At 63.9% G+C, this 14,281-nt stretch carries 11 protein-coding genes; 10 read left to right on the plus strand and 1 reads right to left on the minus strand.

Translation table 11 applies throughout. The features are described 5' to 3' along the window. The first annotated feature begins 66 nt into the window (after positions 1-66). The 9 genes from ACIBW7_RS35620 (at position 67) to ACIBW7_RS35660 (ending at position 10,674) form a co-directional block, all read left to right on the plus strand. Complete coding sequence (locus ACIBW7_RS35620) at positions 67-444, plus strand: TIGR03668 family PPOX class F420-dependent oxidoreductase (RefSeq protein WP_397054191.1); 378 nt, start codon at positions 67-69, stop codon at positions 442-444. Positions 445-544: 100 nt separating this feature from the next. Then, positions 545-1,375, plus strand: a complete 831-nt coding sequence (locus ACIBW7_RS35625; RefSeq protein ID WP_397054193.1) for a mycofactocin-coupled SDR family oxidoreductase — start codon at positions 545-547, stop codon at positions 1,373-1,375. A gap of 139 nt (positions 1,376-1,514) precedes the next feature. After that, on the plus strand, positions 1,515-1,724 hold the full coding sequence (locus tag ACIBW7_RS35630; RefSeq protein WP_040690806.1) for a molybdopterin-binding protein: 210 nt from the start codon (positions 1,515-1,517) through the stop codon (positions 1,722-1,724). A gap of 581 nt (positions 1,725-2,305) precedes the next feature. After that, positions 2,306-4,657, plus strand: coding sequence for a sulfatase-like hydrolase/transferase (locus ACIBW7_RS35635; RefSeq protein WP_397054195.1), 2,352 nt, complete (start codon positions 2,306-2,308; stop codon positions 4,655-4,657). Positions 4,658-5,851: 1,194 nt separating this feature from the next. Further along, positions 5,852-6,181: an ArsR/SmtB family transcription factor gene (locus ACIBW7_RS35640; RefSeq protein ID WP_397054198.1), complete on the plus strand. Its 330-nt coding sequence runs from the start codon at positions 5,852-5,854 to the stop codon at positions 6,179-6,181. Then, a complete protein-coding gene (locus ACIBW7_RS35645; protein ID WP_397054200.1) occupies positions 6,181-6,891 on the plus strand; it encodes a cation transporter in 711 nt (236 codons plus the stop codon). Before ACIBW7_RS35640 ends, ACIBW7_RS35645 begins: the two co-directional genes overlap by 1 nt. A 172-nt stretch (positions 6,892-7,063) precedes the next feature. Continuing rightward, positions 7,064-8,155, plus strand: coding sequence for a phenazine antibiotic biosynthesis protein (locus ACIBW7_RS35650; protein ID WP_397054202.1), 1,092 nt, complete (start codon positions 7,064-7,066; stop codon positions 8,153-8,155). Continuing rightward, entirely contained in the window at positions 8,155-9,534 is a 1,380-nt protein-coding gene (locus ACIBW7_RS35655) for an aldehyde dehydrogenase family protein (RefSeq protein WP_397054204.1), read from the plus strand. The genes ACIBW7_RS35650 and ACIBW7_RS35655 overlap by 1 nt, the downstream gene beginning before the upstream one ends. Positions 9,535-9,645: 111 nt before the next feature. Next, on the plus strand, positions 9,646-10,674 hold the full coding sequence (locus ACIBW7_RS35660; protein WP_397054206.1) for a fatty acid desaturase family protein: 1,029 nt from the start codon (positions 9,646-9,648) through the stop codon (positions 10,672-10,674). On the opposite strand, the gene ACIBW7_RS35665 is transcribed toward ACIBW7_RS35660, so the two are convergent. Then, positions 10,671-11,807, minus strand: a complete 1,137-nt coding sequence (locus tag ACIBW7_RS35665) for a helix-turn-helix transcriptional regulator (RefSeq protein ID WP_397054208.1) — start codon at positions 11,805-11,807, stop codon at positions 10,671-10,673. The two genes, ACIBW7_RS35660 and ACIBW7_RS35665, sit on opposite strands and share 4 nt — an antisense overlap. A gap of 236 nt (positions 11,808-12,043) precedes the next feature. Here ACIBW7_RS35665 and ACIBW7_RS35670 point away from each other — a divergent pair, with 236 nt between their 5' ends. Further along, positions 12,044-14,257 carry a glycoside hydrolase domain-containing protein gene (locus ACIBW7_RS35670; RefSeq protein WP_397054210.1) on the plus strand — a complete coding sequence of 738 codons (2,214 nt, stop codon included), beginning with the start codon at positions 12,044-12,046 and terminating at the stop codon, positions 14,255-14,257. Positions 14,258-14,281: the final 24 nt, after the last annotated feature.

The raw sequence follows: 14,281 nt of genomic DNA on the forward strand, positions 1-14,281 counted from the left end.
TGCAAATGCCGATCGTCAGGCGGAGGTTCGATGCGACTGAGTGCGAGAGTGGCGCGGGAGCGGTTCATGGCAGAACCGGTAGCCCGACTCGCCACCGTATCCACCGACCTGCGTCCACACATCGTGCCGATCGTATTCGCGGTCGTCGAGGACACCATCTACAGCGCCGTCGACGCAAAGCCCAAAACGACAACCGCCTTACGCCGCTTGGCGAATATCGCCGCGAACCCCGCCGTAGCCGTGCTCGCCGACTACTACAGCGACGACTGGACGCATCTGTGGTGGACCAGGGCCGACGGCACCGCACGAATCGCCGATGCCCCCGAAACCGAGCAGGCCCTGGAGCTGCTGACTGCGCGATATCCCATCTACCGCACCCAGCCGCCACCCGGACCGGTGCTCGCCGTCGACGTCACCCGCTGGTCGGGCTGGTCCGCGAGCTGACCCTCGCAGCGTGGACCGCGGCGGTCGCAACTCCTGTTTTCGAATGCACGGGTGCCACAGGTCGTGACAGCATGGGCTGACCATTCGAAAGGGGACGCGCGTGGGGCAGTTGGAGGGCAGGGTCGCGGTGATCACCGGCGGCGCTCGCGGTCAAGGGCGTTCGCACGCGGTCACTTTGGCGGCCGAAGGCGCCGACATCGTGCTGTGCGATATCAGCGAACCTATCGGCAGCGTGCCGTATCCGCTGAGTTCCGAAGACGATCTCGCCCAGACCGTCAAGCTCGTCGAGGAGACCGGGCGGCGTTGCGTCGCGGTGCAGGCCGATGTGCGCAGCCGCTCGGCGATGGACGGGTTGGCCGAACGAGCCATCGCCGAGTTCGGTCGGATCGACATCCTGCTCGCCAATGCGGGGATCGCCTCGGGCGCGGCCGTGGCCGAGATGGACGAGCAGATGTGGCAGGACATGATCGATGTCAATCTCACCGGCGTCTTCCACAGTTTCCGCGCGGTCTTGCCGCATATGATCGAACGCCGGTGGGGCAGAATCATTGCCACCTCGTCCATCGTCGGCCGCATGGGAGCGGCGAACTCCGGCCACTATGCGGCGGCGAAATGGGGTGTCATCGGTTTGGTGAAATCGCTTGCACACGAAGTAATTCCGCACGGCATCACCGTGAACGCTGTTCTACCGGCCGGTGTGCGTACCGATATGATCATGAACCCGGCAATGTATTCGGCGATGGTGCCCGATATCGAGAATCCCACCCTCGAGGATGTGGAGGCGATGTTCGCCGCCGGTCCGCCGAATGGCGATCTCATTGTGCCGCAAGAGGTTTCCCAGGCCATCCTGCTTCTGGTCGGCGAATCCGGGCGGCACTTCAACGGCGAAGCGATCACCATTTCCGGCGGCATGAGCGCGGGCACCACCTGAGGCTGGAACCGTCATCTGTCACCTCGGCACAGAATTCGCGTCGGCACGACCGGTGGCGTTTGCGCGGTTGCACACAACCCCCGTGCGGCGTGGACGAACAGCCGATGAATCGGCGCCCGCACTGCGTAGGATCACTGACATGCGACTATCCACACGTAACCAACTCGATGGAACAGTCGTCTCGGTCACCCGCGGCGAAGCGATGGCCGTCGTCCGCGTCCGGCTGGCCGGCGGCGACGAAATCACGTCCTCCATCACCCGCGACGCCGCCGACGACCTCGAGCTCAGCGACGGCTCCCGAGTCACCGTCCTCATCAAATCAACCGAAGTCGCCCTCGGCGTCGACTGAACCTCGCCCCGCGACACCCGCACTGCGCCGGCCCGAGTCAGCGCAGGACGGATCGATCATGCTGGATACCGAGGACCGCAACCGGTCTTCAAGGCGCTACCCGCTCGTATGCAGTGGACCTGCGACGCCCCCCGCACCCTCGAACAGTGCGGTCCGACTCTGCGCGAATCGCGCACCTTCGCCACACCCCAGGCCGCGGTTGCCCGTACCTGGTCTCGCCGCTACCGCTATGGGATCGCAATCATCGGCTGGACGCCGCCGGTGATTGCGTACAACCTCGACCTGTTCCGAACTCGGTCGCCCCTGCCGAACTCGTGACACATCGTGGTGGGCCGCCGTACTCTCTGTACGGAAGGCGTTGATCAGCGAACTTCCCGACATCACGTCCGGGAGAGCACGACTACCACACGTCGAATCGAACATCCGAGCCCGTCTCCGCGCGGTATCGCCGGAGCCGGGAAGGCACATCCCAACACGACAGCCGCACCGATCGGCGTTCGCGCGTGTGCTCGGCATGAGGTCCGGAGCCCGGTCAACAGGACGAATGGCAGACGAACAGCTCTCGTAACCGGAGGTGGATGATGGCCAGGAAGTTCGAGGGGGAGATCGCGCTGGATATCCGTGATTCGGTCCCCGATTGGGGGCCTTACGCGGAGCCGACGGCGCCGCGGGGCGCGCCGAATGTGCTGTATCTGGTGTGGGATGACATCGGGATCGGTACCTGGGACTGCTACGGCGGTCTGGTCGAGATGCCGAACATGAAGCGAATCGCCGATCGCGGTGTGCAGTTCACGCAGTTCCACACCACCGCCCTGTGTTCGCCCACTCGTGCCTCCTTGATGACCGGCCGGAATGCGACCTCGGTCGGTATGGCGACCATCGAGGAGTTCACCGATGGGTTCCCGAGTATGTGTGGTCGCATACCGGCCGAAACCGCGCTGTGCTCGGAGGTCTTCGCCGAGCGCGGGTGGAACACGTACGCGGTCGGCAAATGGCATATGACACCACTGGAAGAGGAGAATCTGGCCGCATCCAAGCGGCATTGGCCGCTGGGGCGTGGGTTCGAGCGGTTCTACGGTTTCCTCGGTGGCGAAGCCGACCAGTGGTATCCGAATCTGGTGTACGACAATCACCCGATCCCGCAGCCATACGCACCGGAAGACGGATATCACCTGTCGAAGGATCTGGCCGACAAAGCGATCGAGTTCATCCGCGATTCGAAGGTGGTCGCCCCCGACAAGCCGTGGTTCACCTACCTGTGCCCGGGATGCGGGCACGCGCCGCACCACGTGCCGCGGGAATGGGCCGACAAGTACCGCGGCCGGTTCGACATGGGCTATGAGAAGTATCGCGAGATCGTGCTGGAGAACCAGAAGCGCATGGGTCTGGTGCCGGAGAACACCGAGCTGTCGCCGATGAACCCGTATGCGAATGTCACCAGTGCCGACGGCAAGCCGTGGCCGATGCTGGACACGGTGCGAGCGTGGGATTCGCTGTCGGAGGACGAGAAGCGGCTGTTCCGACGGCAGGCGGAGGTGTTCGCCGGATTCCTGTCCTACACCGACGCCCAGATCGGTCGACTACTGGACTATCTCGAAGAAAGCGGCCAACTGGACAACACCATCATCGTCGCGTTCTCCGACAACGGTGCGAGCGGCGAGGGCGGTCCGAACGGCACCGCAAACGAGATGAAGTTCTTCAACGGCTACATCGACACGGTCGAGGACAGTCTGACCAAGCTCGACGAGCTGGGTTCGCCGACTACCTACAGCCACTACAGCATCGGGTGGGCGATGGCGTTCAACACCCCGTACAAGCTGTACAAGCGATATGCCTCGCACGAAGGCGGCATCGCCGACCCGTGCCTCATGTCGTGGCCCGCCGGGGTGGCCGCCCGCGGCGAGGTGCGCCACCAGTACCTCAACGTCTGCGATATCACCCCGACCGTCTACGACCTGCTCGGCATCACACCCCCGGACACGGTCAAGAACGTGCAGCAGCGTCCCTTGGAAGGGATCAGTTTCCGGGCCCTGTTCGATGACGCGAACGCGGACGTCGGCAAGCACACGCAGTTCTATTCGATGCTCGGCACGCGCGGGATCTGGCATCGCGGGTGGTTCGCCGACACCATTCACGCGGCATGCCCGTCCGGCTGGGGGCATTTCGACCAGGACCGCTGGGAACTGTTCCATATCGAGCAGGACCGCAGCCAGATGCACGACCTGGCCGAGGTTCATCCCGAGAAGCTGGAGGAGCTGAAGGCGCTGTGGTTCTCAGAGGCCGAGAAATACAGCGGCTTGCCGCTCAACGATCTCGACGTCATCTCCATGATGACCCGTTACCGTCCGACGTACGGCGCGCAACGCGACAGTGCTGTCTACTATCCGGGCGTCGCGGAGGTGGGACCGGGTGCGGCGCTGGAGATTCAGGGACGCTCGTTCGCGCTGCTCGCGGAGACGACGATCGACAGTGCCGATGCCGAGGGGGTGTTGTTCGCTCATGGCGGCCGACTCGGTGGACACACCCTGTACGTCAAGGACGGCCACCTTTGTTACACCTACAACTTCCTCGGCGAGGAAGAGCAGACCATCGTCTCCGATCAGACGGTACCGCTGGGCGACCACATCCTGGGGATCCGGTACGAACGCCGCGGCACCCGCCCCGACAACTTCACACCGACCGGTGAGGCCGTCCTGTACATCGATGAGAACCCGGTCGGCTCGCTGGAGGACATGCGGACCCAGCCCATCGTGTTCTCCGGCGTCGGGGAAGGAATCCGCGTCGGCCGCGACAGTGGTCAATCCGTATCCGCGAGCTACCGCTCACCGTTCCCGTTCACCGGGGGAACCATGCACCAGGTCATCGAGGACGTGAGCGGCAAGCCCTACCAGGACCTGGAAATGGCGGCGGCTGCGGCATTTTCGCGCGATTGAGGCGCGGTCCCGCGGCTACCGCGATCCGTGACGATATCCGGCGAGGCATCGTCCGGATATCCGGCGGCGGCTTCGCGATGGGAACCGGGTGCGGGTCGATCCAGTTCTGAATCGACCCGCACCCGGTGACCAACGCCGTGTTCCGACGCTTCGTGAAGCAGACCGGATACGTCACCGTCGCTGCCGCGACCACGCAACCCGCACATGGACACCCCCGAACCAACAGCGCCGCAACGCTTTCCACGCCGTGTCAGCAAGGGGGAATCGTACCTGTGCGCGGGCGACTACTACCTTTGGTACCGGCCCGCTGCCCGACAAGGGCAGACCGAGGACACCGCTACCTGCGATCTCGGCTTCCGGTGCGGCGCGCGCGACGCACCGGAAGCGTGAAATTGTGTCGACGACCGGCTAGCTCAGTTCGAGAGAGCCGCAGTCTCAGATGCACCAGACGACACTACCGAGCGGGAAACATATCGCGACCGATCCGGCCGGAGTCGCGTAAGACGACGGCGAGTCGGCAGAAGCTGCGGGAGCTGCGAGGACGAGCAAGGGCAAGGCCATCACAGTAGCGGCAGCGGTCTTCACTATTTTCTTGGACATTTTAAATCCTTCAACTAAATGCTTGAATCGAGGAATTGTTCTCGACATCTCAGTGCCAGCCCTGTTGGGCTGCCGCGCGCCCCTGATCTGTTAGACGTGGGGCCACTGGATTCGGTGATGTCGGCTGGGACCGAGCTTTGTGACGTCCGCGCGCTCGGCCACGTTGCCGAGCCACTGGATTCGGGTGTGAATGTCACCTGCCGAATCGGCTGCTATTACCCGATTCGGTGCTCGGTGAAGCGCGCACGATTTACCCCCGACCGGAGTGCGTATTCCGGCTGGCCGACAGTTGCACTATCGACCGAACCGGACAGGACACCTCCTGGTACCGCTCAAAGGCGTCTAGAGACAGCTTACCGCTGGCTATCCGACAAATAGCCGGAACGAGAACATTTAGAAGATAACTATCCTGCTAATGACCGGTCAGGCGAAACTTCTCACGCCCCTCACCGGCCTCCGGTTCAGCAGATTCGGCGATTGGGCGCTGACGGACAGCGCAGGTTCGGCTTGTGCGCGTCGTCCACGACCGGCTGGCGAAAAGGCAGCAACAGTACATCCTTTTATGAATACATCAGAATCTGTATCATATGCGTTGTGGAAACCCTGCTGCACCGTGACGCGCTGGCCCGCTTCGGTCACGCACTGTCGGATCCGACCCGCACCCAGATCCTGTTGAGCCTGCGCACCGGTCCCGCCTATCCGTCGGAGTTGGCCGACCGGATCGGGGTTTCGCGCCAGATCCTGTCCAACCATCTGGCCTGTCTGCGCGGCTGTGGCCTGGTCGTAGCGGTCCCCGAGGGTCGGCGCAGCCGCTACGAACTGGCTGATCGCCGCATCGGACATGCCCTCGACGATCTCCTCGGCCTGGTTCTCGCGGTAGATCCGGCCTGCTGCCCAGCCTCAGCCGACGCGGAGTGCTGCTGATGTCGCAGTCGTTGGGCATGCCGTCTGTTCGGTCGGCGGTGTCACTCTCGGGTTCGTCGCAGCGGAATGCGGTGCTGTCGCGGCGGATCCGCTGGTTCGTCGCCGTGACCATCTCCTACAACGTGATCGAGGCGGGCATAGCCCTCACCGAGGGCACCCGCGTCTCCTCGACCGCACTGATCGGATTCGGACTGGACTCGGTGATCGAGGTGTCCTCGGCCGCGGCGCTCGCCTGGCAATTCGCCAGTCGCGACCCGCACAAGCGGGAGAAGACCGCACTGCGGATCATCGCGCTGTCCTTCTTCGCCCTCGCGCTCTATGTCACCGCCGACTCCGTTCGCGGTCTGCTCGGCATCGGCGAAACCCAGCATTCCCCGATCGGAATCGGTTTGGCCGCAACCAGTTCGGTAGTCATGCCGGTGCTGTCTTGGGCTCAGCGCCGCGCGGGCCGCGAACTCGGTTCCGCCTCCGCCGTCGCCGACTCGAAACAGACCTTGCTCTGCACCTACCTGTCGGCGGTCCTACTCGTCGGGTTGCTGCTCAACAGCCTGTTCGGCTGGTCCTGGGCCGACCCCATCGCAGCCCTCGTCATCGCCGCCATCGCGGTCAAGGAAGGCATCAACGCCTGGCGCGGCGACACTTGCTGTCCCACAACCCAATTCAGCATTGACGCTGCCGAGCCCGGCAGCCCCGACTGCGGATGCCGCTAGGGGAGCACGCCGTCGCCCCTGTGGTATCCGTCGTGATCCCTGCAAGCCCGACAGGTGGTTTCGATCGGGGGATCGAACCGGGTCGGTCGCCGGTTTGGCCGCCGTCAGGCACGGGAAGATTGCTCCATTCGAGCGAAATGCCCCGATCCGGGCTTTATCTGGAGGCCGCTGAGTGCTCCCTGAAATTTTGGACCTCTACCGCCGCGAACTTGCGGCAAGCAACGCGAACGACTATATCCGTGCCCTCATGCATTGGCATTTCAGCGAAGATACGGGCAGCCCATTCTGGCTGCGGCGTGCGAAAACACTCGATTTCGACCCGCTCTCCGATGTGCGAACCTTCAGTGATATGAGCCTTTTTCCCAATGTCGTCAACGAATTCCGCGAGGTGCCCGTCGAGGATATGATTCCGCGCGGGCTGACCGGTGCGGATCGAGTCATCGCCGGGATCTACGAAAGTGGCGGCACCACCGGCGATCCGAAACGTTTCGTGATGTTCGACCGATGGATGGATTTCGCGCTGAGCTGGGACGAGCACCACTACACCGGAATTGGCGATGCGAATGTGCTCGCGGTGACGCCGAGTGGGCCGCATATGTTCGGAGAGTTCGCCGAGCGCCGGGCACGCAGGCACAACGGTGTGAAGTTCACCGTGGATCTCGACCCACGGTGGATCAAGCAGATGATCAGCCGGGGCGACACCGCCAACACCGAACGTTACGCCGATCACATCGTCGACCAGGTGGCCCACCTGCTGGCGACACAATCGATCGGCATCCTCATCACCACACCGCCGATCCTCGAACGGATCGCGCAGCGCGATGAATTGGCCGACCTCGTACGCGAGAAGATCGGATTCATCTGCTGGAGCGGTGCCCATATGGATGCGGATTCACGGAATATGTTCCGCCACGACATCTTTCCCGGCATTCCACTCAAAGGCCTCTACGGCAGTACCACAATCCTGGGCATGTCGCGCGAACGTGACGAGGAGCGACCAGACGGGCTGGCGGTATTCGACACACCCAGCCCCTATATCGCGTTCCGTGTCGTCGACGCGGCAACCGGCGCCGAGGTGAACTACGGCGAGCGCGGACAGGTCGTGATGAACCATCTCACCAAATACGCACTACTGCCGAACAACCTGGAACGCGACATCGCATTGAAGGTCGAGCCGCCCGCGGACACACTCGGTTGTTCGGTCGCCGACGTCGGACCGGTAAGAACTTTCGACGACATCGAGGTCATCGAGGGCGTGTACTGATGAGCGAGTTCATCCAGATCGACGCGCTCGGCCCCGGCGGCGCCTACCGCGCACACGCCCGCAAGCCGCTGATCACCGTATCCGGAGATCAGATCGGTGAGATCAGTCAGGTGCCACCCCTCTACGTGCGGCGCACCATGGCGGCAATGCGCAAAGCACCGATCATGCCCGCAATCGCGCGCTCGCGGGCCCTGCTGCGCGCCGCGGATCTCTTCCTGCACGGCGTCATCGACGGTCTGGACCCCGGCGATTACGCACGTCTCGTCTCGGTCACCTCCGGTGTGCCGCTGGCCGTAGTACATCAGGCGGTGCACTGGGTTGCCGACGTACTTCGCGAGCAGCCCGCAACCGTCGAGCTCGCCATGCCAAGAGGAGCCGTGCGCGACTGGCGCGATGACCAGACCAGCGCGGGCGCGGCCGTCTGGACTCGCAAAGGAGACCTGTTTGCTGTGCACGCCGCGGGCAATACGCCTGCGGTACACGGCCTTTGGCCCGAGGCGCTCACGCTGGGATACAAGGTCGCGGTACGACCATCCACCCGTGAACCGTTCACGGCTTTTCGCTTGGTGAGCGCCTTACGTGCGGCCGGGTTCCCGTCCGACGTCGTCACATTGCTTCCGACCGACTACGCCGCTGCCGACGTCATCCTGACCGAAACGGACTTCGCTATCGTCTACGGCGGGGACGACGTGGTCGACAAGTACGGCACCAACCCCCGAGTGCTCACTCAGGGCCCCGGACGATCCAAGATCTTGGTCACCTCGGACGTGGATTGGCGCGACCATATCGAGTTGATCGCCGACTCGGTGAGCCACCTCGGCGGCACAGCGTGCACGTGCGCGACCGCGGTGCTCGTCGAGGGCGACCCAGCACCCCTGGCCCGAGCGCTGGCCGAAGTGCTCGACCGGATTCCGAGCTTGCCCGCCGACGATCCGGCCGCGATCCTGACCGTGCAGCCCACCGAGGCCGTGGTAGCGATCGACGCCTACCTGCACAAGGTAGCGGGCGACGCGCACCCGTTCCTCGGCGGCGACACCATCGTCGACGAACTCGATACCGGTGGCGCGGTCCTGCGCCCATCGGTACACCTCGTCGCGGATAACACAGCAACACAACTCAACGTCGAACTCCCGTTCCCTTGCGTCTGGGTTGGCCCGTGGTCGGCGTCGGACGGCGTTGCGCCGCTGAAGAACTCACTGGTATTGACCGCGATGACCCAGCGACAGCCGCTGATCGAAGCGCTCCTCGACGAGCCGACGATCACCAACCTGTACCTCGGCGACAACCCGACCACCTGGCTGCGCCCGGGCGTACCCCACGACAGCTACCTCGCCGAATTCCTGATGCGTACCAAAGGCATGATCCGTTCGGGAGTTTGACTGCCACATCGATCCCGAGCGTTCGGGCTGTGTGGGGCTGTTGTTCGGTTCACACCGCTAGGTTTATGGATATCCTTTGCAGCCGGTGATGTATCGATTGGGGCCCAACACGTGACATTGACCGAAACCGACCCGCGTGTCGAGCCCGACCGGGGCAGCGACTACGCCAGGCTGTCTCGCCGAGTGCGACAAGCGGGACTGCTGAACCGGCGGCTGCGGTACTACGGCTGGCGGATCGCGGTCACGGTGGCGGCGCTGGCGGCGGGGTGGACGGCGTTCGTTCTCATCGGCGACTCGTGGTGGCAGCTGGGCACAGCGGTGTTTCTGGCCGTGATCTTCGCTCAGTTCGCCTTCCTGGGCCACGACGCCGGCCATCAGCAGATTTTTCGCACCCGGCGGGCCAACCAGCTTTTCGGCATGATCTGCGGAAATCTCGGCATCGGGTTGAGCATCGGCTGGTGGGTAGGCAATCACAATCGCCACCACGCGAACCCCAATACCGAGGGCGCCGACCCGGACATCATGGGCGTGTTGGCGCACTCCAGTGTGCGGGCGCGGGCCGGCCGTGGCATCCGGCGGCTGATATTCCGATACCAGGCATGGCTGTTTTTCCCGATGCTGTTCCTCGAGGCGGGCAGCCTGCACACCGCCAGTGTTCGCGCCCTCGCGCGGCGGTCGACACCGAACTGGGGCCGGGAGGCCGCGCTGCTGGGCGCCCACGCGGCCTTATATCTGTCCGCGGTGTTCCTCGTGCTGTCCCCGGCTAAGGCAATTGCCTTCCTCCTGGTGCAGCAAGGACTGTTCGGGTTCTACATGGGATGCACCTTCGCACCCAACCACAAGGGGATGGCCGTACTGCCGACTCCCGGTTCAACGGACTTCCTGCGCCGTCAAGTGCTCACATCCCGCAATGTCCACGGTGGGTGGCTGACCGATGCCGCCCTCGGCGGCCTGAACTACCAGATCGAGCACCACCTGTTCCCGTCCATGCCTCGGGCCAACCTGCGCCGAGCCCAACCGCTGGTCGCCGCATTCTGCGCTGAAATCGGTGTTCCCTATTGCCAGACCAGCCTTCTGGGCTCATACACCCAAGCGCTGCGTCACCTGCACACTGTTGGTCGCTCCACCAGCGCGGGTTAATCCTCGCGGTGTTCGACGAACTGACCGGTTCCGGACAGCACAGCAGTCAGCACCCGAACCAGCTCGGCCTGTCGATGTGTACCGGTCTTCTCGAAGACGCGTTGCAGATGCGTGCGCACGGTATTCGCCGACACCGCCAGCTCTTCCGCGATCGACCGCAGGCCTTCGCCGCGTAATGCCGCCACCGCGACGCGCGCTTCGGCTCCGGTCAACCCGTACAGTTGCCGCAATGCCTTCGGTGCTCCCGGAATTTCGTGATCCGGGTCGACGATGACGACGAGCGCCGCCGATGTGTATTCCTCCGGGCAGCTGATCTTCGGATCCAGCGGTAGCACCAGCAGTGCGTACGAACTGCGACCGCTGTCCCGGGGAATGAGGGTGCGCCCGCCGACGTCGGGCCCATAGTTGCGGACTGCCGAATCGATCAAGGCACGCATCCCGACTGCTGTTCGGCTGTCCGATGATTCGAGGTGCCCGCGGCGTCCTATACCAAGGCCGTCTCGCGATTCCAGGATCGACAATGCCGCCGGGTTCGCGTAGCTGATGGCGCCGCAACTGGACACGATCACCAACCCGTTCCGATGCGCGTCGAGCACGGCGATCGCCAGGCCGTATTCGTTGCGCGCGTCCGCCAAACAGGACTGCACGTTCAGCGCGTTCCGCAGATGCGGGAGCAGCAGGCGCATTGTCGATGTCGCCTGTGATCGGTCGAGATTGCGGCTCCCATCGGGATACACCCCGATCCAGGATGTGCTGGCGCCACTGGTGAGGAGCGTGAGTATCCCGTTGCCCAGCCGGTGCGGCATCATCCAGTCGCAGAAGAACGGATGCCGGTGCAGGTAGTCCGGCCCCAGCAGCTCTTCGCATGTCGTAATGACACCGGCGGGTTGATGTTCGAGCGCATTCGCGATCGGATCGATCCGCCAGAATCTGGTGTTGTAGCTGTGGCGCAGATCGTCCGCGCCGAGTGAACAAGCGGTCATCCGCCGGCTACCCGATGCCGAGACGACCAAGCCACCGCGGTGCGCGCCCAGTGCCGTGACGATATCGTGCACCGCCTGCGGCCAGTCAGCCGGATGCAGCGCCGCGCGGTTGATTCGCGCGACGATCGCGGAGAACCTCTCGACTGTCATCGGCATATGAAATGACCTGCGACACAAGAGAAACGGCAATCATCCTGGAGTGGATCATAGGTCTTCGGGAGGTGCTTCACACGAGTAGTCCGACACTCGATTCTATTGTCCCGAATGTCGTTGACGAAGACCGCCTTTTCATCGGTTTGGATGACGAACCGCGCCACGAGCCCTGCTCTACTCGATTGGGCAACTGCTTCGCAGCCGGTCGGCTACGACTTCTCGGAGGGGACGACATGACCAGGTACTGGCCCTTGGCGCGTGGCCGCATAGTCACCTCCCGATTCGGTCCCCGCGACGACGGTTTCCACTGGGGTCTCGATCTCGGCTGGCCGGGCGGCAGCGGCGGATTACCCGTCTACGCGGTTCAAGCCGGCACGGCGGTATTCGCGGGTCCGGCCGACGGGTTCGGCGGACCCGACCCCGCCGGCTGGGTCGTCCTGGACCATCCCGCCGAGGACGGCGGCGGCACGACCGTGTACGGACACGTGATTCGCGAAGTCGCGGTCGGTGACCGGGTCGAAGCCGGGCAGCGGATCGCCCGCATCAATCCCGATTCCGCATCCAACGGCGGCGTCGCCCCGCATCTGCACCTCGAGTGGCATCGGCATGTCTGGGTGCCACCCGGCTCGGACCGGCTCGACCCGCTGCCGCTGCTGGCCGAAGCCGCGGACCCGCCACCCTCGACCAATGGAGCTCCCCGCATGTCCACCGCAGTCGATTTCGCCGCGCGTTTGATCGATCCCGACGCCATCAAGGCAGCCGGACACAGTGCTGTCCTGGTCTACGTGTCACCGAGCAGACCCGGAGCCAGTTTCGGCGCCAAGCCGGTGACCAGGGAATATGCCGACAGTGTCCGGGCTGCCGGGCTCGACATCGCTTCGATATGGCAGTACGGCAAGCCCAGTAATCCGCAGGCACCTTCGGACTGGACCACGGGCTACGACGGCGGGCATCGGATGGGCCTGCAGGCCAGGGAAATCCATACCGCCGCAGGCGGGCACGACCGGTGCCCGATCTTCTTCGCAGTGGACGAGGACATTTCGCTGGACCAATGGAACGACCAGGCGGTCAACTTTTTCCGTGGCGTCAACGACGCGATCGGGCGGGAGTGGACCGGAGTCTACGGCTCGTCCAAGGTATGCGCCTGGGCCATCCAAGACGGTGTCCTCGGCCGGACTTCCGAAGGCCGGTTCTGGGCCTGGCAGACGCGCGCGTGGTCCGGCAACCGGCTCGACACACCCGAGGCCGTCCTCTATCAGCGCGTCATCGATACCGCGTCCAATCCTGGCCCCGTCATCGACGGTAGCTCGGTCGACGTCAACGACATCTTGGCTACCGACTTCGGGCAATGGTCCATCCAACGCACTCAGGCACAAGGAGAACACGCCGTGAACGCCCCCATATTCACCGAATTGGACAGAATGGGAAACTCCCGGTCGGAGCGCTGGGGGGCTCGCATCACGAACTTCCTGCTGCACACCCAGGAAGGTAACGGCACGGCCGAATCGCTGGCGGCATATCTCAACAACACGGCCAACGGCGCCTCGTATCACTACACGCTGCGCAATGGAATCGTCTGCGATGTCGTCGATACGGATTACGCGTCGTGGTCGGTCCTGGATGCCAACGCGCAGACGATCAATCTCTGCTTCGCGGGCAGCCGGGCGTCATGGTCGAGGGACGAATGGATGGCCATCGACGAAGACCTCCGGATAGCCGCCTGGCTGGCTGTTCAGGACGCGAAGAAGTACGGCTTCGCCACCGATGTCATCGCGCCACCGTACACACGGCGCGACGGCATCTCCGACCACAAATATGTGACGGAGTGCCTGGGGATCGGCACCCATACCGATGTCGGCCCGAACTTCCCGTGGGACGTCTTCGAAAGCCACGTCCGAGAATTCTCCGGTGCCGCGTTGGCCGGAGAAATCGATGCGAAGGCGGCGGCGTCGCCGTGGCTGGGCCCGCGGCTCGGTACCAACGGCGAAATGAAGACAGCGGACGGCGTCGGTCGCTTCGCTCAATTCAAGAATGGATACATCTACTGGCATCCCTCTACCGGCGCGCATCCGATCCCGTCGTCGTTGTTCGACAAGTTTGCCGAAACTGGTTGGGAAGCAGGGCCTTTAGGGTATCCGATCACCGACAACACGGTACTGCGCGATCCGAAGGACGTGGAATGGGGCGAGGTGGAGGGCTTCCAGAACGGGGCGCTCTACCACCGCAACGGCCGACCGGTGTACTGGGTGCACGGCGAAATCCGTGACCGATGGAGTCGGAGCGGATTCGAGAACGGACCCCTCGGCTGGCCGACATCCGACGAAATCCCCTTCGACACCGGGAGCTACCAGGAGTTCGAAAACGGCCGGATCTACTGGACACCGAAACAGACCCTCGCTCTTCGGTCGGTCAACGGAAATGAGGAGCCGTTGCCCGATGGTCCCTGAGACGTCCGGATTCCATCCATCGAC

The sequence above is a fragment of the Nocardia sp. NPDC049526 genome (genome assembly GCF_044465765.1).
Lineage (GTDB): Bacteria > Actinomycetota > Actinomycetes > Mycobacteriales > Mycobacteriaceae > Nocardia.

Excerpts from the sequence above, each read along its gene's own strand:
- ACIBW7_RS35670 (WP_397054210.1), top strand. The coding sequence starts at position 12,044 with ATGACCAGGTACTGGCCCTTGGCGCGTGGCCGCATAGTCACCTCCCGA.
- ACIBW7_RS35635 (WP_397054195.1), top strand. The coding sequence starts at position 2,306 with ATGGCCAGGAAGTTCGAGGGGGAGATCGCGCTGGATATCCGTGATTCG.
- ACIBW7_RS35665 (WP_397054208.1), bottom strand. The coding sequence starts at position 11,807 with ATGACAGTCGAGAGGTTCTCCGCGATCGTCGCGCGAATCAACCGCGCG.
- ACIBW7_RS35620 (WP_397054191.1), top strand. The coding sequence starts at position 67 with ATGGCAGAACCGGTAGCCCGACTCGCCACCGTATCCACCGACCTGCGT.
- ACIBW7_RS35630 (WP_040690806.1), top strand. The coding sequence starts at position 1,515 with ATGCGACTATCCACACGTAACCAACTCGATGGAACAGTCGTCTCGGTC.
- ACIBW7_RS35655 (WP_397054204.1), top strand. The coding sequence starts at position 8,155 with ATGAGCGAGTTCATCCAGATCGACGCGCTCGGCCCCGGCGGCGCCTAC.
- ACIBW7_RS35645 (WP_397054200.1), top strand. The coding sequence starts at position 6,181 with ATGTCGCAGTCGTTGGGCATGCCGTCTGTTCGGTCGGCGGTGTCACTC.